The organism is Saccharibacillus alkalitolerans (assembly GCF_011090185.1).
In the GTDB taxonomy this organism is placed as follows: Bacteria; Bacillota; Bacilli; order Paenibacillales; family Paenibacillaceae; genus Saccharibacillus; species Saccharibacillus alkalitolerans.
Genome location: NZ_JAAFGS010000007.1, coordinates 207,360 through 227,195 on the forward strand (window position 1 = coordinate 207,360; position 19,836 = coordinate 227,195).

The following is a 19,836-nucleotide window of genomic DNA, read 5'->3' on the forward strand; positions in this document are numbered from 1 at the left end:
TGCGCCGGGCGCGCGCCGGGTCGGCGTTCATATTCGAAAGCGAGGGGATTTCATGGTTGACGTCAGATGCGGCAAAATCGCGCAGGCAATGATCGATGGAGACGGCGGAAGGACGGGACAGCCGAGGGCGCGGCTGTCGGTCCGCGTAAGGCCGGCGAATGCCGCTTCCGGCCGCGCTGTCCGAATTCGCGTTCGCGAGGTTCGGGCCGCTCTGCCGTCCGCGGCTACCGGAGAACGCCGTCCGTCCGGGCGGGAGAACGGCGTATGAGCCGGGGGCGCATTTCGATTGTCGGCGCGGGACCCGGCGACCCGGAGCTGATTACCGTCAAGGCGTTGAGACGGCTGGAGCAAGCGGACGTGGTGCTGTACGACCGCCTCGTCAGCGACGAGCTGTTGGAGCACTGCCCGCCGGGCACGCTCAAGATTTACTGCGGAAAAGCGCCCGGCCGCCACGCCCTGACGCAGGAGGAGATCGACCGGCTGATCGTCGATTACGCCAGGGTCGGCCATCATGTGGTGCGGCTGAAGGGCGGCGATCCGTTCGTATTCGGCCGGGGAGGCGAAGAGGCGCTGGCCGCGTCCAAAGCGGGCATCCCGTTCGAAGTGGTGCCGGGGGTGACCTCGGCTGCGGGCGCATCCGCTTCGGCCGGCATCCCGCTGACTCATCGGGGCACGGCCGCATCGTTCGCCGTCGTGACCGGCAGCCGCTGCGGAGACGACGGCGCGCCGGTGCGTTGGGATTTGCTTGCGCAGGGGGCCGACACGCTGGCGGTCTATATGGGCGTGGCCCGCTTGGAGGAGATCTGCGGGGAATTGATCCGCTACGGGCGCGGCGCCGATACTCCGGCCGCGCTGGTCGAGAACGCGACGACCGAAGCGGAACGGGTCGTGACGGGCACGCTCGGGAATATCGCCCGGCTGGCCGCCGCGATGAAGGTCGGCAGCCCGGCGATGCTGCTGGTCGGCGATACGGTCGGGATCAGGGAGAAGCTGCAGCCGGTTGTTTCGGAACGGTACGGCGCCGTTTAAGCCCGGGTTTACGATGGAAGGCGCGGCCGGCATGCCTGCCTGCCGCGGAAGACGGGATGGGACAAAAGGGGCGGAACTTTGGCCCCTTATTCGCTGCGGGGTTTTGAAGACTCCCCCTTTCAAAAGTCGCTTTTTTGCCGTTATCGCCGGGATATTCGTTCCGAGTCTTGCCGTCGGTTCGGTCCTGCGGCTATCTTGGAAGTGACGACTCCGGCAAACGGGGAAAGGGTGCATAAGCTTGAGAAAAGGGTTTGCTGCTCGCGCGGCGCTGCCGCTCGTTCTGGGACTGGGGCTGCTGGCGTCCGGCTGCGGCGGCGAAGACTTAAGCGGTACGCATGAATTGACTTACGGCGGAAAAGCGGTCGAAGTGCCGAAGAAGGCGGAGAAGATTCTGCTCGACGGGACGGAGTATCCGATCGAAGACGCCATGGCTCTGGACTTGAAGCTGGCCGGCATATCCGAGGGGATTAAGTTCTCCTTGTTCGGCGGCCTTAACTCGTACATCGCCAACCTGGAAAAAGTCGACACCGGCAGTCCCGAAGCGCTTCAGGCATTCGCGCCGGATGCCATTATCGCTGCGGGAGGCTCCGAGGCCGAGCATATCGCCGAGCTGTCGGCCGTCGCGCCGGTCATTTTGTCGGAAGCCGATGCCGACTGGAAGGAAAACTTGCGCATGTTGGCGAACTTAAGCGGACAGAAAGCCAACGGAGAAAAGTTGATCGGGCAGTACGAAAAGGACATTAAGGCGTTCAAGAAAAAATGGAATCCGGACGGCGGGAAAACGGCGCTTTACGTGTATCTCGCAAAAGATCGCGATGACCTTACGCTGATTCCTTCCGCGCTCCCCGTTCTTTACGAAGATCTCGGCTTTCGCTTTCCGGTCGAAGAGGAGGCCATGGGCCAGGTAATCATGCTCGATGAAGCCGCGCTGTCCGAGCTCGATCCGGATTATATTTTCATGGACGGCTACTGGACGGAGTACGCGGTGGATATGCGGGAGGAGCTGGAGAAGCTGAAGAACGAGCCCGGTTGGAAAGAGATGTCGGCCGTTCGGGAAGGGCGCCTCTACGGCTTCGAAAAGCCGCTGGCCGACGGCACGTTCACCGGAACGCAGTCTTACAGCCGCATCACCATGCTGGAACGCCTTAAGGAGGAGATGGAAAAATGAACGAAGTTCTGCGAATCCGCGATCATCTGCTGCACGAATTGGAAACGGGAGTCCGCACCGGGGAAGCGCTGATCCGCCGCATCCGGCCCGAAGACTGGGATTACCGGCCTCAAGGCAATATGCGTTCGCTGCCGGAACTGGTGCGTCATTTCGCGCTCGTGCCTCGAAGCGACCTGGCGATTATGCAGGAAGCGGGAGCCGAAGAAGTAGGCGGGATCGAAGGAAGCCTGAACGAAGAGTCGGACCCCGAGCGCCTGGCCGCCGCTCTGCGCGAGAGCTTCGATCGGTATAAAGCTTACATCCTTTCGCTCGACCCGGACGATCTGATGAACCGCGCCACCAAAGCTTTCTACGCGGAGCCGGGACAGGAACATACGCAGATCCAGTGGCAGATCGAGACGCTGACGCATCTGTTCCATCATCGCTCGCAGCTGTACAACTATTTGAAGCAGCTGGGGCACGAGCTTCACTTTTCGATGCTGTACATGTAAGGGCAAGCGGCCGCGAAGCCGATGCCCGGACGACCGACGGAAGCATCGAAAGCTCCGTTTCGCGAATGCGGCCCGGATTGCCGAAGACCCGGCGTTCCACAGCGGAGCGCCGGATTGGTTTGGCGTGTCTTGTCCGCTTCCGAGCTGTGCCGGAGAACGGGACTTTCCCGGCGATGCGGCTCTGATGACGAAGCGGAGTTTTTTCGTTAAAAGGGGTTGCGTTCTGAGGAAAAGCGGATATAATGATTTGTAATTGATCAATCAATAAAAATAGAGAGGAGCAGGGATATGGCCAGAAAAGCGGCTTCGGTCAATCGAAAGGAAGAACTCGTGTCCGCGGCGGTAGACGTTTTCGCGGAAATCGGATATTACCGGGCCACGACGGCGAAGGTAGCCGAGAGGGCGGGCATTTCGCAGCCTTACGTATTCCGCTTTTTTGCGACGAAGGAGGATCTGCTGACGGAAGCGCTGAGCGTATCCTGGCAGCGCATGACGGAAGCCTTTCGCGCGGTGATCGATCGGGCGGGGGCGGATACGCTGGAAGAAGAGTTGGTCGAAGCTTACGTCGGCATCATGGAGAAGCATAGAAGCGAAATACTGCTGCAGATGCAGGCCCAGACGATCGGGGAACCGAGAATCGTCGAAACGATGCGAAGCGGCTTCCGCGAGGTAAGGACGATGGTTGAAGAAGCTTTCGGGCGCGCGGGAATCGCGGACCCGAAGCGGAGAACGCTGCTGTTTTTGGCGCGCGGGATGCTCTGCAATATCTCCATGTCGCTCGACCTGCCGGAATTGATGGAAGAAGAGAACGTCTGAAGGGCGGACTCTTTTTTTCTTGACTTGTAATTGATCAATCACTAATTAATTAAAGGGAGATGAAAAACATGAAAAAAGCATTGGTACTCGGAGCAACGGGCGGAACGGGCATGGCGATCGCGCAGGAACTGGTGAAGCGGGAGATTCCGGCCGTGCTGTTCGGGCGATCGGCGGAGAAGTTGGATCGCTTGAAGCGCGAACTGGGCGGTTCGGAACGGCTGGAGCTGCGCACCGGCGACGTGTTCAAGTCCGAAGACGTGGCGGCCGCGGCGGAAGGAACCGACGTCGTTTTCCATGCGGCTTCGATTCCGTATCACGAAATGGAGGACAAGCTGCTGCCCATGGGACGTTCCGTCATGGAAGGAGCGGCCCTCGCCGGAGCCAAGGTGGTCGCGGTCGACGGCATTTATCCTTACGGAAAAAGAACGTCGGCCGAGCCGATCGGCGAAGATTTCCCGAAAAATCCGCATACGCGGAAGGGACGCACCAAATTGGCGTTCGAGCGGCTGCTGTTCGATTCCCGGTACGACGGAACGCCGAAGCTGATCGTGAGACTGCCCGACTATTACGGTCCGTCGATGAACCGAGCTTCTTACCTGGGACAGACCTTCGAAGACATCGCGGCCGGCCGGCCGACGGTCTTTATCGGCAGCATGCGGATTCCGCGGGAGTTCGTATACCTGCCCGATGCTGCGGTCATGATCGTGGAGCTGGCGCTGCGGGAAGAAGCTTACGGGGGAAGTTGGCATATTCCTTCCGCCGGTCCCGTTGCGGGAAGACGCCTGGTGGAGCTTGCCCGGGAAGCGGCAGGCGGCAGCAAACCGGTGCTTCCGCTCGGCCGGCTGCCTCTGACGATGCTGGGACGGTTCGCTCCGGTCATGAAAGAGATCGTGGAGATGCTGTATCTGACGCAAGAACCGCTGCTGCTCAGCGGCGCGAAATACGAGGCGCTGATCGGTCCGATCCCGGCGACGCCTTACGAGACGGGAGTGCGGGATACGATTCTGGCGATGAAAAAGCGAACGGCGGAGAAGGTATCGCGCGGCTGATCAGTCGGCGAAAGCGGCGGACTCCGATATTCGGGCATACCGAAAAGCGCGGCAGGATGCCGCGCTTTTTTGGATGCTTATGTGATCACGGAAAGCCGGCGGCGCTAACGCCTACAGAGCCGATAACGCGCGCTGTCCGTGCAAGCTTTTGCCGAAAGGCTCGGCGGGCGATCCGCCTGTTTTAAGCTTTGTCGCCGGACAGACCGTGGCTGGCCCGGTACAGCGTGTCGGCAGCCCATTGACCGTCTTTCCATTGACGGTTCGCATTGGCGCGGGCGGACGCTGCCGTGCCTGCCTGCGGCCGGCCGCCGCGGACGCGCTTGCCGTCCGCGCCCGGGCGGGCGCCGCCGTGCGGCTTCTGCACGGCACGGCCTTTGCCCGCTTCGCCGCCGGCCTGAGCGCCGGCGGCTTTGCCGTTCGGCCGGCTCTGTTGGCCGGCCGGGCGGCCTTTGGCCGAGCCTGCGCCTGCGGCCGGCTGGGCGCTCTGCGCCGCGGCTGCGTCCGCGGCAGGCTTACGCGCGCGGCCGTTTTGCTGCGAGCCGCCTTTGGCTTCGCTCTTAGCGGCGCTTTGCTGCGAGCCGCCTTTGGCTTGGGCTTGCGCTTTGTTTTTCGGCGCGCCGCCTTTGCCTTGAGCCTGAGAGCCGCCTTGAGGAGTTCCGGCTTCGCTCTTCGCTCCGTTTTTGCGCCCGCGTCCCGATTTGCCCTGGCCGCCCTGCTGTGCGGATTCCAAGACGGCCGGTACGGCGCCTGTCATCGGATAAGCATGGTCTTTGACTTCCGGGATCGTCTTGCCGATCAGCTTCTGAATATCTTTCAGATAAGGCAGCTCTTCGGTTTCGCAGAACGAAATGGAGATGCCGTCCCGTCCGGCTCGGCCGGTGCGGCCGATGCGGTGCACATACGTTTCCGGAATGTTCGGCAGGTTGAAGTTAATGACATGGGACAGTTCGTCGATATCGATGCCGCGCGCGGCGATGTCGGTCGCGACCAGTACGCGAGTCGTGCCGCTCTTGAAGTTGTTCAGCGCCGCCTGGCGGGCGTTCTGCGACTTGTCGCCGTGAATCGCCTGCGCCGAAATGCCGGCGCGGTCGAGCAGGCGCGCGACGCGGTTCGCGCCGTGCTTCGTGCGCGTGAATACGAGCGCGGACTCGATCGAGGCATCCTGAAGAATATCGTTCAGCAGCTTCTGCTTGTTCGGTTTATCGACGAGATACACCGATTGGACGATTCGATCGACCGTCGACGAGACCGGCGTGATTTCCACTTTGGCGGGATCGACGAGCAGCGAATCGACAAGATCCGCGATTTCCGGCGGCATGGTGGCCGAGAAGAACAGCGTCTGCTTTTTGGCCGGCGTTCTGGCGATGATCTTCTGCACGTCGCGAATGAAGCCCATGTCCAGCATGCGGTCGGCTTCGTCCAGAACGAGAACTTCGACCACGTCCAAGCTGACGTGCTTCTGGTTGATCAGGTCGAGCAGACGGCCCGGCGTGGCGATCAGAATATCGGTGCCCCGCTGAAGTTCGCGCTCTTGAGGCGTTTGCGACACGCCGCCGACAATCACGACGCTGCGCAGTTCGGTATAGCGGCTGTACGCGCGAATGTTATCGTAAATCTGGATGGCGAGCTCGCGAGTCGGCGTCAGAATGAGCGAGCGGATCGGACGCTTGCCGCCCGCAGCCGGCGCGGCGGACAGGCGCTGGATGATCGGCAGCGAGAAGGCGGCCGTTTTGCCGGTGCCGGTCTGGGCGCAGCCCAGCACGTCCCGTCCTTCCAGGGCGACGGGAATGGCCTGCTGCTGAATCGGAGTCGGAGACGTGTAGTTTTCTTTTTGCAGCGCTTTGAGAATCGAAGGGATCAGGTTCAAATCGTTAAATGTCATGATGGCTCCTTTGTATATGAAAAAAATCTATGGATTTCGGCTGCCCGCCGGTTGCAGTCGGGATTGCCGGTAAGATTTGCGATTGAATTGCAGATGATGCAACGTATAAGTCTAACATAGAACCGCGGATTTAAACAGAGTCGTTTCCGTCAAATTGAGGAAAAGGCGCATCAGTTTAACGGACAGCCGGGATGGGACAGGCGGTATGCCGCGTTCCGCCGATGTCCTTTTCGCCGGTTGAGAGTTTTTTTCTTCTATAAGTTTAGTCGAATCGCGGGGTTGTAACAAATCTTTTCGACAGGCGCCGCCTCACGGAACGCTGTCGGATGCGCACGGGACGCCCGGGTTCGATCGCTTTACCGGATCAATGCGTTAACCGATATGTGGGAGCGTTTTATCGTTAGAGGCTTTGATTCGGGCGGAACCCGCCGAGCGGCTTCGCCGAAGCCGGCGCAGGAGCCCGAAATAATTTCGTGAAGACGTCCCGGGGCGTTTTTTTTGCCGCTTTTTTCAGTTATAGTGAAGGAAAATAGCGATTTCTGGCACGCGGACAGAAGGCGTGCCGCCCCGCTCCGCAGCAGAAGCCTCCGTTTCAACAGACTCAGACAGGTTTTCCGCCGAATTTTCGATTGACTGCAAGCGATACGGGCGAATGAATGAGCTTGTCCTATATTGGTCCTTGGGAGGTGTGGCGTTGACTCGCGATAAGCGCATATTTTTTGAGAACTTCGCCCAGGCGGCCGAACATGTCGTGGATGTGCTCAGCAGGCGGATTGCGGCCGAATCCATTATGGTCGTATCCAGCGAGGGAGCGGTAAGTACGGTTGTCAAAGTGTTCAATCGCGGCAGGGAACTGGTTCGCGAAGGACAGGAAATTCGGTTCGATCCGGAATATTTCGCGGGTTGGAGCAGTTCGCACTGGGATCTCCCGCTGGTCATCTCCCGAACTTCGCAGCATCCGCTGACCCGCGACGCTTATCGCGCGCGCGCGGCTGCGGGCCTCGGAGGAGAATATTCGCTGATCGGCTTCCCGATTTCGTATCCCGACGGGCGCAAGTTCGGCGGTCTGGCGGCGCTCGGCTCCAAGGAACGCTTTTCGCCGGAAGACCTGGAACTTGTCACCTCGATGGCGCTGTTTCTGTCTTATATCGTCGAGCTGGAACGGCGTCTCGAGGAAGACCGCGAGCGTCTGCGCCGACTGGACGAAGACAAGCAGAGCGTCGAAGCGCTGGCGGAAGCGTACCGCGGAGAAGCGCAGGCGGCCCGGCAGTCCACGCAGCAGAAGGCCGACTTCCTGGCTTTTATGACTCATGAGATTCGCAATTCGCTCAACGGCAGCATCGCGATGTCCGAACTGCTCGCGCTGACCGAGCTTACGGAGGAACAGCAGCGTTATCTGGACATGATCTGTTCGAGCAACGGCTTTCTGCTTACGCTGGCGAACAATATTTTGGATTTCAGTAAGCTGGAGGCCGGCAAGCAGGGGATCGACATCTCGCTGTTCGACCCCGCTTCGACGATCGAGGATGTCGCTTCGCTGATGGCGCCGAGAGCGATTGAAAAAAGGGTGGAGCTGATCCTCGACATCGAGGACGGCCTGCCGATGTTCGTGCAGGGCGACGCGGTCAAGCTGCGGCAGATCCTGCTGAATTTGCTCAGCAATGCGGTGAAATTCACGCATAAGGGCCAGATTTTGGTGACGGTTCGCCAGGTTCCGCCGCAGGAGGAGAATCAGGTCCGGTTGGAAATCAAGGTGCGCGACACCGGGATCGGAATCGCGGCCGAAAAGCTGGACGGTTTGTTCCAGACGTATCATCAGGTTCACGGTTCGGACGGCAAAGTGCATTACGGCGGAACTGGACTCGGACTCGCCATTACCCGGAACTTGATCGAGTTGATGGGAGGAAACATCGGAGTGGACAGCGAGCGGGGCGCCGGAACGGAGTTCGTCGTCGAACTGCCCTTTGTCCCTTATGCGGAGTTCGATGGGGGGACGGCAGCGCCGCTGCGGCTGGACGGCATGCGCGTGCTGATCGTGGACGACAACGTCTCGGCGCTTGAAGTGCTCGCCCGCCTGCTGTCCGAATGGGAAGCCCGTCCGTCGAGCGTTCCGACGGCGGAGAAAGCGCTGGAGCTGCTGGATGCCGACGTCTTCGATCTCGTTCTGCTCGATATGCACTTTCTGGACTTGGCCGGCCGGATCGCGGCTCTGCCGGAAGCGCCGCCGGTGGTCCTGCTCGCGCCTCTCGGCACCGTGCCGGATCTTCCCGGCCTGGACGGCATACGCTTTACCGTGTTCAAGCCGCTCAGAAAGCTTCAGCTGTACAGCGCGCTTTCGGCGGTCACGGGAATCAAGTAAAAGCCCGGCTCCTCTCGGAGCCGGGCTTTTTGCCGAAATTCGGGTCAGTTCGAGAAATACAGCTGAAGGCCGTCGGCGATCGCTTTGGCTGCGCTGCGCTGATAATCGCTGCTCGAGATCGTCGCCTCGTCCGCGGCATTGGACAGGAAGCCCATTTCCAACAGGACGGCCGGAACGCTGTTTTCGCGGATGACCTTGAAATTGCCGAACGCCAATCCGTTGTTGCGGATACCGGTGCCGCCTTTCAAAGGCGCCTCGATAGCGCGCGCCAGCCCCAAATCCTTCGATTCGGAATAGAAGCAGACGAGCGTTCCGTTGGCGGAGCCGTTCAGCGCCGAATTGTAATGGATGCTGACGAAGGCGTCGGCCCCCAGCGAAGGAGCCAGCTGCGCGCGCGCAGCCAGGGAAGGGCGCTGCCCGTTGTCGGTGCGGGTCATCTCGACCCGGGCGCCGCGAGAGACGAGGTAGTCCCGGACATAGAGCGCCGTCTTCAAATTCAGCTCCTGCTCGACCAGCCCGTAAGTCGTGCCGATCGTTCCGGGATCGTTGCCGCCGTGACCCGGATCGAGCACGATCAGCTTGCCCTGCAGGCTGCCCGATTGGATGCTGCTCGTGCTGGCCTTCGGACTTTGGGCCGCCGCCGTGCTGACGTGGACCGCCTTTTGCTGTTGAACGGCGGCTTTGACCGTCGCTTGTCCGCCGCCCTGCAAATATTTCGTCGAGATCCAGCCGTAAGCCCCGTACGAAGTCTGAATCCGGGCCCAGCCGTCCTGCTTATCCAGCACGGTGACGGCATCGTTGCGGTTGGCCGAGCCGAGCAGCTCGTGGTTTCTGCCGGGGCCGCCGCGAATGATGACGGAGTTGGCCGTTACCAGCGCGTTGCCGCCGGTCGAGACCGCGCCTCCGCCGGAAGGCGCGGAGGACGCCGTTTTGGAAGAACGTCCCGGCGCGCTTGAAGAAGTCGTCACGACCGCCGAAGCGGCGCTTCCGTCCTGGCGTTTCAAGTAGTAGCCCGCTACCCAACCGGAAGCCGACGCGTTCTCGACTTTCAGCCAGCCGAGCAGTTCGTCCGTAACCGTCACGACGTCTCCGCTTCGGAGCGATCCGACGACCGGCGTGTCGGGGCCCGCTTGGCTCCGCACTTTAAGCGAATCGGTATAGACTTTGGCTGTATAAGAATTGTCCGCGTGCGCTTCGCCGGGTGCCGCAGCCAGGACGGCCGCGCCGATCCCGGCAGCCAGCGTCAGCGAAGCGAGTCCTTGGCGGCGAAAAGCCCGAATCGGTTCGCCGGCTGCGCGGCTTCCTTTTTGTTCGTCCGCCGATCGCTTCAATTGGTTCATATATGTACCTCCACTTTGTTCTTTTTCTTTGTGCCGACGTAAGGCAGCAAGTTGTCATTCGCAAGAGGTCTTTGATTTCAAAAACAAAAATATGCGAATAAGAGTATTGAAAATGCCCGCAATTTCATTTCATAGTACCCGTTTCTATGCGGAAAGATGCGGTTACAGCGAAAAAAGGTTCTTTATGCTCAAAAACAAGTTTGCAAAATTTCTTGAAAATTAAATCTTAAGCGTCTTGACTTCATTCTAATTGAAAAATCTTCACTTTAATAGAGGGTCATATTTTTGATTTCGGCTGTTCTGCTGTTTCAAATCCCCTTGCAATGGGTTAAGGTTAAGAGACTTCTTGTAGCCATTTGGCAGAACCCCCGATAAACGGCACATGACAAGCGAGAGAGCTTGTTTTTGTAAAAGAAGAGCGTGACGAGGCCGAGACGTTTTGCGAAAAGGGCAAGCCAAAAGGAGATGGAATCCGATGAACTTGATCGATGAACAGGTAGAGCACGCCAGCTTTGGGGCGGGTAAAGTGATTGGTGCCGGCGAAGGAAGAATCAGCGTGCGTTTTGCCGACGGAGTCGGCGAGAAAGCTTTCTTATATCCCGAAGCGTTCGATCAGCATTTAAAGCTGCAGGACCCGAAGAAGCAGCAGAACATCGGCGAAGAAGTTCGGCAGAAAAAAATTACCGTGGCCGAGGAGAAGCGCGTGGAAGAGCAAAAGCGCGTGGACGAGGAAGTGCGGCTGGCCGAAGAGAAAGCCGCTGCCAAAAAGCCTGCCCGGAAAAAGGCCGCCAAGAAAGCCTGACCGATTTTCGATAACGACGGGAGTCGGCTTCGGCCTCAGCCTTAAACGAAGCGCTTGACCGGAACTTCGGCGCCGCCGCTGTCCGGTCGGCCGAACCCTTCTCCCGGCGCCGAAAAATACCCCGCTATCCGTGTTCACGGATAGCGGGGTATTTTGTGTGCTCACTTATGAAAGTGAGGAAGGGTATGCGGGATTAGACCTGTTGAACTTTCATCACGTTCGTATTGCCGGTTTGACCGATCGGGATGCCCGCGCAGAGTACGACCGTGTCGCCGGATTTGATGTAGCCGGCTTCGAGCGCGTTTTTCGTCGCGTCTTCGAACATGGCGTCCGTGCTGCTGACCGATTCGCCTTTGACCGGCACGACGCCGTACAGCAGGCTCATCTTCGGCAGCGTCGTCTCGTGCTGCGATACGGCGATGATCGGAGCTTTCGGACGGTATTTGGAAATCATCCGGGCCGTGAAGCCGGATTCCGTCGAAATGATCAGCGCGGCAGCGTCGAGCACCAGCGATGCGTTAACCGAGCTCTGGCTGACGACTTCGGTGATATCGTTCAGGTGCAGCGCGCGTTTGTTGTTGAACTGCGCGTCGTAATCGATCATCGTTTCGGCTTTGGCCGCTACGGCCGCCATCGTACGGACGGACTCCAGCGGGTATTTGCCCGCCGCGGATTCGCCGGACAGCATGACGCAGTCCGCGCCCTGCAGGACGGCATTGGCCACGTCGCTGACTTCGGAACGGGTCGGACGCGGGTTGACCTGCATCGACTCCAGCATGTGCGTCGCCACGATGACCGGCTTGCCGGCCAGGTTGCACTTGTCGATCATGAGCTTCTGCGCGGCCGGAACGTCCTGCACCGGCACTTCGACGCCCAGGTCGCCGCGGGCGACCATGATGCCGTCGGAAGCTTCGATGATGGCGTCGAGATTGTCCATGCCTTCCTGGTTTTCGATCTTGGAGATAATCTGCACGTGTTCCGCGCCTTTTTCGTTCAGGATGCGGCGGATTTCTTGAATGTCTTCGCCTTTGCGCACGAAGGAAGCGGCGATGATCTCGACATTTTCGCTAAGTCCGTAGTTGATATGCATGACGTCGCGCTCGGTTACGCCCGGCAGGCTCGTCTTGACGCCCGGCAGGTTGACGCCCTTGCGGGGTTTGAGGCGGCCGCCGTTCAGAATTTTGCAGTAGATTTCCGTGCCTTCCACGCTCAATACGTCGAGGGCGATCAGGCCGTCGTCGATCAGGATGCGGTCGCCCGCCTTGACGTCCTGGTTCAGGCCCGGATAGTTGACGCCGATACGCTCCGCCGTGCCCAGCACTTCCGGCTCGGTCGTCAGGATCAGTTCGCTGCCGGCTTCGAGCTGAACGTATTCTTCCTGCAGCTTGCCGATGCGCACTTCCGGTCCCTTGATGTCCATCATGATCGGCACGAACGTATTCAATTCGGACGCCGCCTGGCGAACTTTGCGGATGCGCTCGCTGTGGTCGGCCGGTTCGCCGTGCGCCATGTTCAGGCGGGCCACGGTCATGCCGGATTGGATCATTTCTTTCAGCATTTCAACGGAGTCGCAGGCAGGTCCCATCGTACATACAATCTTGGTTTTCATGTTCGGTAAAAGCCTCCTCGTTTTCTTCAGCTTGGGGGTTGTTGTTCCTCCCGAAGCGTGGAATAGTCACCGGTTCGGCGTCGGGAAGATTACGGTCCATTCTTTATCTTATACCCGCTGCGGGCAAATTGATTGGCGCTTTCAACAACCTTTCGCATTTATTGTAACGCTGCGGCAAGCAGGATGAAATGACATATAGTACAATGTAGGAAATATAGTACGCTAAAAGAAACGAAAGAAAGGAAGCGCTTATGCCGAAGGTGGAAGACGTGCATCAGGATAACGGAGCGGAATGGTACGAACAAGCCGAAGCGGGGCGGGATTGTTACGTGCTGGCGCTGGAAACTTACGGGAAATGCATCTATTGGGTGGACGGGCAGCGGAATATTATGGAGCGCGGCGACGTGCTGCTGATCCCGGCCCATACGCCTTATTACGGAAAAAGCGTGCCGACTTTGACCCATACGAAAACGGTCGTCGGATTTACGGTGTCTTCCGAGGATGCGAGCGCCCTGCCGCTGCTTCGGCACGGACGTCCGTACAAGCGGCGCCTGGGCCGGTACGAGTCGATTCACGACCGTATCCGCGTGCTGCGCGAGCAGTGGACGGAGCGTCCCTCGTATTACGAGCTGATGGCGCAGTCCATTCTGACGGAGCTGCTGATCGACATCAGCCGGGAATTCGACCGGGGAATGATCCAGAGCGAGAAGCAGCGGCACGTGGAACATATGAAGCGGTACATCGAGCGCAATTACCGGGAGAAGATTACCAAGGAAGTGTTGGGCGAGGTAATCGGCCGTACCCCGAACTACGCCGCTTCGCTGTTCAAGGAAGTGAGCGGAAGGACGATCAGCGAATGCGTGCACCGGCAGCGGATGAAGCGGGCCGTGTACATGCTGAACGAGTCGCGATTGAATGCGGCGGAAATCGCGGAGTTTCTCGGATACAAAGATGTGTCGTATTTCTACCGGATATTCAAAAAGATTACCGGCGGCTCGCCTTCGGAGCTGCTGAAGGGGCGGCGGACGGAAGGCTGACCCCGCAAACGGCGGAGCGCTCAGAGAAAAGGCGTGCAGCGCAGCTGACGGGAAGAGCCGGCACGAACCGGTTCCTCGCGCCTGCCGCGTTCCCCGGAGGCGGAAGCCCGCGGCCTTCCTGCAGCCGAAGCTCCCGGGCGGGTCAAGGCTCCGGCTGCTCGCGGTAGGCGCTCGGCGAGACGCCGCAGACGCGCTTGAACATTTTGGAGAACAGGAACGGGTCCGGGTAGCCGACCGACCGGGCCACGTCGCTGACCGAGAGCGACGGATTGCGCAGCAGATCCCGCGCGCGCCGCATGCGGTACTGCAGCAGGAACGTCTGCAGCGGGACGCCGTAGGCGTCTTTGAACAGGCTCGACAGATACGTCCGGTCGAGCCCCACGGCGCGGGCGATATCTTCCGCGCCCAGCTTGCGGCTGTAGCCGTTCTCGATGACGGCCGCAGCCCTGGACAGATGCGCCTCCCTTGCGCGGGGAGGCGTATTCGCGCGCGCCGAAGGCTGCGGCGCGCCCGCGACCAGCGCGGCCAGCAGGCGGTACACTTCCGCCTGCGCCAGCAGGTCGCCGCCGGGCCGCTCGCGCGCCTCGAGCAGCCCGGCGTAGAAGCGCTCGAACGGCGGCCGGTCCGCCGCCGTGTAGACGGGCGAGCCGGCCGACAGTCCGGCCCGCTCCAGCAGCGCGCGGACACGGAGACCGCGCAGTCCGATCCAGGCATAGTCCCACGGGTCGCCGGGGTCGGCTTCGTAATGCACGAGCGTATCGGGCATGATCAGAAAGCCTTGCCCGGCTTCGAGCCGGTATTCCCGGCCTTCCGAACGGAAGGTGCCCCGGCCGCCGCGGATATAATGCAGGATGAAGGCGTCCCGCAGCCCGGGCCCCCAAAAATGGTCCGGCGAGCATTCCTCGCGGCCGTAAAAGAGCAGCGAGACGTCGTCCGGCATGCGGGAGTCATCGCGGGCATGAGTGAAGTATTCGTCTGGCAAAACGTCGTTCTCCTCTCGATCCTAATTCATACATTATAACAAAAACATCTGCCATTACTCCATGTCTTCCTGTAAGCGTTCTCGCTATAGTGTAACCAGAGACGAATAACAAACAGGGAGGCTGACAGGCATGCACAAAATCACGTTTATCGGCGCAGGAAGCACCGTTTTTGTACGCAACGTTTTGGGAGACATTATGCTGACGCCGGCGCTGCAGGACTTCGAGCTGGCGCTGTTCGACATCGACCCGAAGCGATTGAACGAATCGGAGACCTTGCTTCATGCCATGAAAAAGACGGTGGGCAGCCGCTGCCGGATCAAGTCCTACACGGATCGAAAGGAAGCGCTTCGGGGAGCGAAGTACGTCATCAACGCGATCCAGGTCGGTGGCTACGATCCGTGCACGATCACGGACTTCGAAGTGCCGAAGAAATACGGACTGCGCCAGACGATCGCGGACACGCTGGGGATCGGAGGCATTTTCCGCAACCTGCGCACCGTTCCGGTCATGCTGGACATCGCCGCCGATATGGGGGAGCTTTGCCCGGACGCCTGGTTCCTGAACTATACGAATCCGATGGCGGTGCTGACGAATGTGATGAACACGGCGGGCGGCATCAAGACGGTCGGCCTGTGCCACAGCGTGCAGCACTGCATTCCGGACCTGTTCGCCAATCTGGGCATGGATACCGCGGGCGTGCGGGCGAACATCGCGGGCATCAACCATATGGCCTGGCTGCTCGAAGTGACGCGGGACGGGGAAGATCTTTATCCGGAGATCAAGCGCCGCGCGGCCGAGAAGCAGAAGGAGAAGCATCACGACATGGTGCGCTTCGAACTGATGCACCGGTTCGGCTATTACGTGACGGAGTCGTCGGAGCACAACGCGGAGTACCATCCTTACTTTATCAAAAAGAGCTACCCGGAGCTGATCGAACGCTTCAATATTCCGCTCGACGAGTATCCGCGGCGCTGCGTGAACCAGATCCGGGAATGGGAAGAGATGCGCGACGGCCTGATGACCGGCGAGGCGCTGGAGCATACGCGCAGCTTGGAATACGCGTCGCGCATTCTCGAGGCCATGGAGACGGACGTACCGTTCAAGATCGCGGGCAACGTGATGAACACGGGCCTGATTACGAATCTGCCGCAGGATGCGTGCGTCGAGGTGCCGTGCCTGGTCGACGCTTCGGGCGTCAGTCCGACGCACGTCGGCGATCTGCCTCCGCAGCTCGCGGCGCTCAATCAGACCAATATCAATACGCAGCGGCTGACGATCGAAGCGGCCTTGACGGGAAAAAGGGAGCATGTCTACCATGCGGCGATGCTCGATCCGCATACGGCGGCCGAACTGTCGATCGACGATATCGTATCGCTGTGCGACGACCTGATCGAAGCGCACGGGGACTGGCTGCCGCAGTTTGGCGGCCGGCGCAGGGCGGGACAGCCGGTGTCGTAACGAAGGGCCTTTCGGTAACCAGGGGCATGCCGGTAAGCTCGCGGAATTTCTCTGCGGGCTTATTTGCCGTTTTCGCTGATTTCGAGCCGTTCTTCTGGTAAACTGGTGGAAAACTAGACGGTCAGTGTCCAAATCATCGCAGAAACGAGGGTTTTGCATTCATGAATGTCGGTAAAAAGTTATCGCTGTCTCTGCTCGCGCTGCTTCTGCTGCTGCCGATGCTTTCTTTCTCCGGCTTCCGCGGCGCGGAAGCCGCTTCGTCCGCCGGAAACGGCGACAACGCCAAAACGGTGATCGGGGTATCCGTCGCCACGCTCTGGAAGCTGCCCGGGCAGACCCGCGCCATCGACGCTCCGTCGCTGACTTCGCCGGTCGATATGGCTTCCTGGACGAAAGCGATGAATACGACGGAAAAGCGCAGATGGCTGACCGGCAGAACCGAGACGCAGGCGCTGTACGGCCAGGAAGTGAAAGTTCTGCAGACCAAAGGGAATTGGTCGCGGGTCGCCGTGACGGACCAGGCGACGGCGAAGAACGTTCAAGGGTATCCCGGCTGGCTGCCTACGGTGCAGCTGAGAACGGTACCCGCCGAAGATTGGACGGCGCAGTCGGGTTCCGCGGCGGTCGTCAGCGCGAAGACCGCGAACCTGTATAAAACGGACGGCAGGACGAAGCGGCTGGAGCTGAGCTTCGGCACCCGGCTGCCGGTGGTGGCCGAGAAGGGCAAATGGGTGGAAGTGCGGACGGCTCAATACGGGAATTCGCTGCTGCGGGCCGAGGACGTCAAGATCGTCGAAGCCGGCAGCCCGGAGCGGCAGCCGAGCGGCGCGCAGCTGGTCGAGACCGGCAAAGCTTTCCTCGGGCTTCCTTATCTGTGGGCGGGCACGTCCGCGTACGGCTTCGACTGCTCCGGCTTCACGGGGGCGATCTACCGCTATTCCGGCATTTTGCTGCCGCGCGACGCGTCGGAACAGGCGCGAGCGGGTAAAGCCGTAGCAAAGGCGAACCTGAAGCCGGGAGACCTTATGTTTTTCGCCCACAATAACGGCAGGGGCAGCGTTCACCACGTTGCGATGTATATCGGGGACGGGAAGATGATGCATTCGCCGAAAGCGGGCAAGACGGTGGAGATCCTTCCGATTTCCACGCCCGGCTACGCCAACGAGTTTGCCGGCGCGAGACGTTACTTGAACGATTAAGCGCGGCGGCAGCGATACGGCCGAGAACGCCGTCTCTTTAAAATATTGGCGAAAAAAGAAACTTTCCTCTCGTCCTCCCGTAATGGAAAGCATGACAACGACGGATAATTTCGTTCATTCCATATCGAATAGGAGAGAATAAAATGAGAACATCGAGAGTTTTGCTGCTGGTGGCCGCCGCGTGCGAGCTGCTGCTCGCGATCCCGATTTTGGGAGGATGGTTCGTGCTGGGCACGGGATATACGGCGCTCGGATTCATGTTCCTTCTGCATTTGGTCACGCTGGTATTCGCGGCACGCGACCGCGTTCCGTTCTACGGCCCGGTCCTCGGCTTGATCACGTCGGCGCTGGCTTGGATTCCGTTCCTCGGCTGGGCGCTTCACATGGTGAGCGGCATCGCTCTGGCGGTCAACGCTTTGCACGGACCGAGCGCGGCGGCGCGCCGCGCGGACGAGCAGCGCCGCTACTATTAAGCGCCGGGTAAGCGCGGACAGAACGTCGTCACGCAACCGAATGAAAAAAGCCCCGCTCCGGAAGATCCGGCAGCGGGGCTTTTTTCATAAGTTTAGAGCTAAGGACGAAAGGGGCTTTGCAAACACGCGCCCCCTGGCCTTCTTAAGACAGCGGCAGTTCTTCGCCGGCGAACGCTTTGATCTCCAGCGGAGCCGTCAGGTATTCGGATGCAGAAGCGGCGAACTTCGTGAAGTGTTCGCTCTTGTTATGGATCGCGGTCGCTTCCTGATCGCGCCATACTTCGACCATCGTATACACGTTGTCGCGTCCTACGGCTTTGTGCAGATCGTACGCGATGTTGCCTTCTTCGGCCTGCGAAGCCTCGACGAGCGGTTTCATCGCGTTCAGGAAAGTCTCTTCCTTGGCCGGGTTAACTTGGAAAGTCGCATGAATGATAATCATTTTGAATGCCTCCTCGTAATGGGTCGAATGCGGATACGGCTTAACGCCATTCCGTCGTGCGGGCGATGTCGAGACGAGCGGAAGAATGGCCCGGCTTCGCGGCTTTGCCGATCGAGATCAGCATAACCGGCACGTGACGTTCCGGGTCGATGCCGAACGCTTCGGCGACTTTGTCTTTTTCGTAACCGCCGATCGGGTTCGTGTCGTATCCGTGAGCGCGAGCCACCAGCATAAACTGCATCGAGACGAGACCGGCGTCGATCAGAACGGAATCCCGCTTCATTTCGACCGGCATCGCGTCGAACAGCGGCAGGTAGGCGGCAAGCTGCTGCTCTTTGACGTCCTGCGGCATGTAGCCCAATTCGACGGCTTTGCCGAAAATTTCTTCGGCGAAGTCCGTGAACTTCAGATCGCCGAACACGGCTACGACGGCCGAAGAAGTTTCGACTTGGTGTCCGTTGAATTTCGCCAGCGGCAGCAGTTTCGCTTTGGCTTCTTCGCTTTCGATCACGACAAAACGCCAAGGCTGCATATTGACCGACGAAGGTGCCAGCACGGACTCTTCGAGCATTTGCGTCATTTCCTCGCGGCTGATCTTGACGGACGGGTCGTAATAACGCACGGACCGGCGGCTTTTGATGACTTCCATGAAATCTTGAACTTTTTGTACACTGCTCATAGGGACAGCTCCTTTGGATAGTTATTTTTAAAGGGAATCGGCGTTTCGGTGCATCCGGTCGAGCATGCTCGCCAGCGTCCGGCGTTCTTCCGCGTCGAATCCGTCCAGCAGGCCTGCGATCAGGCGCGCCTTCTCCTGCACGAAACCTTCGATATGGCTTCGGCCGAGATCGGTGAGACGGACGAGCGTAATCCGGTTGTCGTTCGGACAGCTGCGTCTGCTGACGAGGCCCTGCGTCTCGAGCTGCTTCAAGTGGCGGGTAACGGCGGCGCCGTCGATCCCCAGCGACTTCTGCAGCGCGGTCTGGCCGATTTCTTCGGCGGCGAACAGCTCCTGAAGGAGCCGGAAGCGGGAAGCGCTGGTACCGACACAGCCGGAAAACGCGGTCCCTACACGGTTGTTAAGCAGTTGAAGCTTTTCGAGAATGCACGATTCTGGCGTGACCGGGCACATATGCAGCCGCCCCTTTCCTTTATGTTTGATCCCTCAATGATTGACACATCAAATAATATAAAACGAACGCTGAGAAAAAGCAAGTACCTAATAAAAAATTTATGAAAAGAAAATGAAACCGCGCCTTTTTCCCGGCGTATATCCGCTTAGACAACAGGCGACGATTGAAAAATGCGTCCGGGCCTTCCGCAGATCCGAGTATTTCAAAAAAAGAGAGGAGTTCAAACCATGCAAAATCAAAACCCGTACGACCCGAGCCGCGAATCGAGGGACGTGGAAGACAACAAGACCATCGCCGCGCTGGCCTACATTCTGTTCTTCCTGCCGCTGCTGGCTGCGCGCAGCTCGCGTTTCGCGATGTACCACGCCAATCAGGGACTGCTTCTGCTGCTCGTGCTGATCGCCGGCAATCTTGTGTTAGGCTTCATTCCTTTCATCGGCTGGATGCTGTTCCCGCTGTTTTACGTGGCGGGCCTGGTGTACCTGGTCATCGGCATCATGAACGCGGTCAACGGCAAAATGCAGCCTCTGCCGTTCATGCCGGCCATCGAAATCCTGAAATAATCG

General features: G+C 59.6%; 20 protein-coding genes. 13 read left to right on the forward strand and 7 right to left on the reverse strand.

The window, feature by feature from the left end:
• Positions 1-52: 52 nt before the first annotated feature.
• The 6 genes from GYN08_RS18515 (at position 53) to GYN08_RS18540 (ending at position 4,553) form a co-directional block, all read left to right on the forward strand.
• Entirely contained in the window at positions 53-268 is a 216-nt protein-coding gene (locus GYN08_RS18515) for a hypothetical protein (RefSeq protein ID WP_166277390.1), read from the forward strand.
• Complete coding sequence (gene cobA, locus GYN08_RS18520) at positions 265-1,029, forward strand: uroporphyrinogen-III C-methyltransferase (protein ID WP_166277393.1); 765 nt, start codon at positions 265-267, stop codon at positions 1,027-1,029. The genes GYN08_RS18515 and cobA overlap by 4 nt, the downstream gene beginning before the upstream one ends.
• Positions 1,030-1,267: 238 nt before the next feature.
• Positions 1,268-2,197, forward strand: coding sequence for an ABC transporter substrate-binding protein (locus tag GYN08_RS18525; protein ID WP_166277395.1), 930 nt, complete (start codon positions 1,268-1,270; stop codon positions 2,195-2,197).
• Positions 2,194-2,688 carry a DinB family protein gene (locus GYN08_RS18530; RefSeq protein ID WP_166277398.1) on the forward strand — a complete coding sequence of 165 codons (495 nt, stop codon included), beginning with the start codon at positions 2,194-2,196 and terminating at the stop codon, positions 2,686-2,688. Before GYN08_RS18525 ends, GYN08_RS18530 begins: the two co-directional genes overlap by 4 nt.
• Positions 2,689-2,976: 288 nt before the next feature.
• Positions 2,977-3,504: a TetR/AcrR family transcriptional regulator gene (locus tag GYN08_RS18535; protein WP_166277401.1), complete on the forward strand. Its 528-nt coding sequence runs from the start codon at positions 2,977-2,979 to the stop codon at positions 3,502-3,504.
• Positions 3,505-3,572: 68 nt separating this feature from the next.
• The gene (locus tag GYN08_RS18540) at positions 3,573-4,553 is read left to right on the forward strand and encodes an SDR family NAD(P)-dependent oxidoreductase (RefSeq protein WP_166277404.1); all 981 of its coding nucleotides are present in this window, start codon (positions 3,573-3,575) and stop codon (positions 4,551-4,553) included.
• A 181-nt stretch (positions 4,554-4,734) separates the two neighbouring features.
• Here the strand turns inward: GYN08_RS18540 and GYN08_RS18545 are convergent, their stop codons facing one another.
• On the reverse strand, positions 4,735-6,435 hold the full coding sequence (locus GYN08_RS18545) for a DEAD/DEAH box helicase (protein WP_166277407.1): 1,701 nt from the start codon (positions 6,433-6,435) through the stop codon (positions 4,735-4,737).
• Between the two features lie 694 nt (positions 6,436-7,129).
• Here GYN08_RS18545 and GYN08_RS18550 point away from each other — a divergent pair.
• The gene (locus GYN08_RS18550) at positions 7,130-8,794 is read left to right on the forward strand and encodes an ATP-binding response regulator (protein WP_166277410.1); all 1,665 of its coding nucleotides are present in this window, start codon (positions 7,130-7,132) and stop codon (positions 8,792-8,794) included.
• 44 nt (positions 8,795-8,838) lie between these two features.
• Here the strand turns inward: GYN08_RS18550 and GYN08_RS18555 are convergent, their stop codons facing one another.
• Positions 8,839-10,134 carry an N-acetylmuramoyl-L-alanine amidase gene (locus tag GYN08_RS18555; protein ID WP_166277413.1) on the reverse strand — a complete coding sequence of 432 codons (1,296 nt, stop codon included), beginning with the start codon at positions 10,132-10,134 and terminating at the stop codon, positions 8,839-8,841.
• A gap of 475 nt (positions 10,135-10,609) precedes the next feature.
• Between GYN08_RS18555 and GYN08_RS18560 the strand changes: the two genes are divergently transcribed.
• The gene (locus GYN08_RS18560) at positions 10,610-10,936 is read left to right on the forward strand and encodes a hypothetical protein (RefSeq protein ID WP_166277416.1); all 327 of its coding nucleotides are present in this window, start codon (positions 10,610-10,612) and stop codon (positions 10,934-10,936) included.
• A gap of 193 nt (positions 10,937-11,129) precedes the next feature.
• On the opposite strand, the gene pyk is transcribed toward GYN08_RS18560, so the two are convergent.
• The gene (pyk, locus tag GYN08_RS18565; RefSeq protein ID WP_166277419.1) at positions 11,130-12,545 is read right to left on the reverse strand and encodes a pyruvate kinase; all 1,416 of its coding nucleotides are present in this window, start codon (positions 12,543-12,545) and stop codon (positions 11,130-11,132) included.
• Positions 12,546-12,796: 251 nt separating this feature from the next.
• On the opposite strand from pyk, the gene GYN08_RS18570 reads away from it, so the two are divergent.
• Entirely contained in the window at positions 12,797-13,582 is a 786-nt protein-coding gene (locus tag GYN08_RS18570) for a helix-turn-helix domain-containing protein (protein WP_166277422.1), read from the forward strand.
• A 142-nt stretch (positions 13,583-13,724) separates the two neighbouring features.
• Here the strand turns inward: GYN08_RS18570 and GYN08_RS18575 are convergent, their stop codons facing one another.
• On the reverse strand, positions 13,725-14,564 hold the full coding sequence (locus GYN08_RS18575; protein WP_166277425.1) for an AraC family transcriptional regulator: 840 nt from the start codon (positions 14,562-14,564) through the stop codon (positions 13,725-13,727).
• A 130-nt stretch (positions 14,565-14,694) separates the two neighbouring features.
• Here GYN08_RS18575 and melA point away from each other — a divergent pair, with 130 nt between their 5' ends.
• The 3 genes from melA to GYN08_RS18590 all read left to right on the forward strand — a co-directional run bounded on the left by melA (position 14,695) and on the right by GYN08_RS18590 (position 17,695).
• Complete coding sequence (gene melA, locus GYN08_RS18580; RefSeq protein ID WP_166277428.1) at positions 14,695-16,023, forward strand: alpha-glucosidase/alpha-galactosidase; 1,329 nt, start codon at positions 14,695-14,697, stop codon at positions 16,021-16,023.
• Positions 16,024-16,184: 161 nt separating this feature from the next.
• On the forward strand, positions 16,185-17,222 hold the full coding sequence (locus GYN08_RS18585; RefSeq protein ID WP_166277429.1) for a C40 family peptidase: 1,038 nt from the start codon (positions 16,185-16,187) through the stop codon (positions 17,220-17,222).
• A 143-nt stretch (positions 17,223-17,365) separates the two neighbouring features.
• On the forward strand, positions 17,366-17,695 hold the full coding sequence (locus GYN08_RS18590) for a hypothetical protein (RefSeq protein WP_166277430.1): 330 nt from the start codon (positions 17,366-17,368) through the stop codon (positions 17,693-17,695).
• Between the two features lie 142 nt (positions 17,696-17,837).
• On the opposite strand, the gene GYN08_RS18595 is transcribed toward GYN08_RS18590, so the two are convergent.
• Genes GYN08_RS18595 through GYN08_RS18605 form a run of 3 tightly spaced genes read right to left on the reverse strand, consistent with a single transcriptional unit; the run spans position 17,838 to position 19,269 of the window.
• Positions 17,838-18,137: a putative quinol monooxygenase gene (locus GYN08_RS18595; RefSeq protein WP_166277431.1), complete on the reverse strand. Its 300-nt coding sequence runs from the start codon at positions 18,135-18,137 to the stop codon at positions 17,838-17,840.
• 40 nt (positions 18,138-18,177) lie between these two features.
• A complete protein-coding gene (locus tag GYN08_RS18600) occupies positions 18,178-18,816 on the reverse strand; it encodes a nitroreductase family protein (RefSeq protein ID WP_166277432.1) in 639 nt (212 codons plus the stop codon).
• A gap of 27 nt (positions 18,817-18,843) precedes the next feature.
• The gene (locus tag GYN08_RS18605; RefSeq protein WP_166277433.1) at positions 18,844-19,269 is read right to left on the reverse strand and encodes a MarR family winged helix-turn-helix transcriptional regulator; all 426 of its coding nucleotides are present in this window, start codon (positions 19,267-19,269) and stop codon (positions 18,844-18,846) included.
• Between the two features lie 228 nt (positions 19,270-19,497).
• Here GYN08_RS18605 and GYN08_RS18610 point away from each other — a divergent pair, with 228 nt between their 5' ends.
• Complete coding sequence (locus GYN08_RS18610; RefSeq protein WP_166277434.1) at positions 19,498-19,833, forward strand: DUF4870 domain-containing protein; 336 nt, start codon at positions 19,498-19,500, stop codon at positions 19,831-19,833.
• Positions 19,834-19,836: the final 3 nt, after the last annotated feature.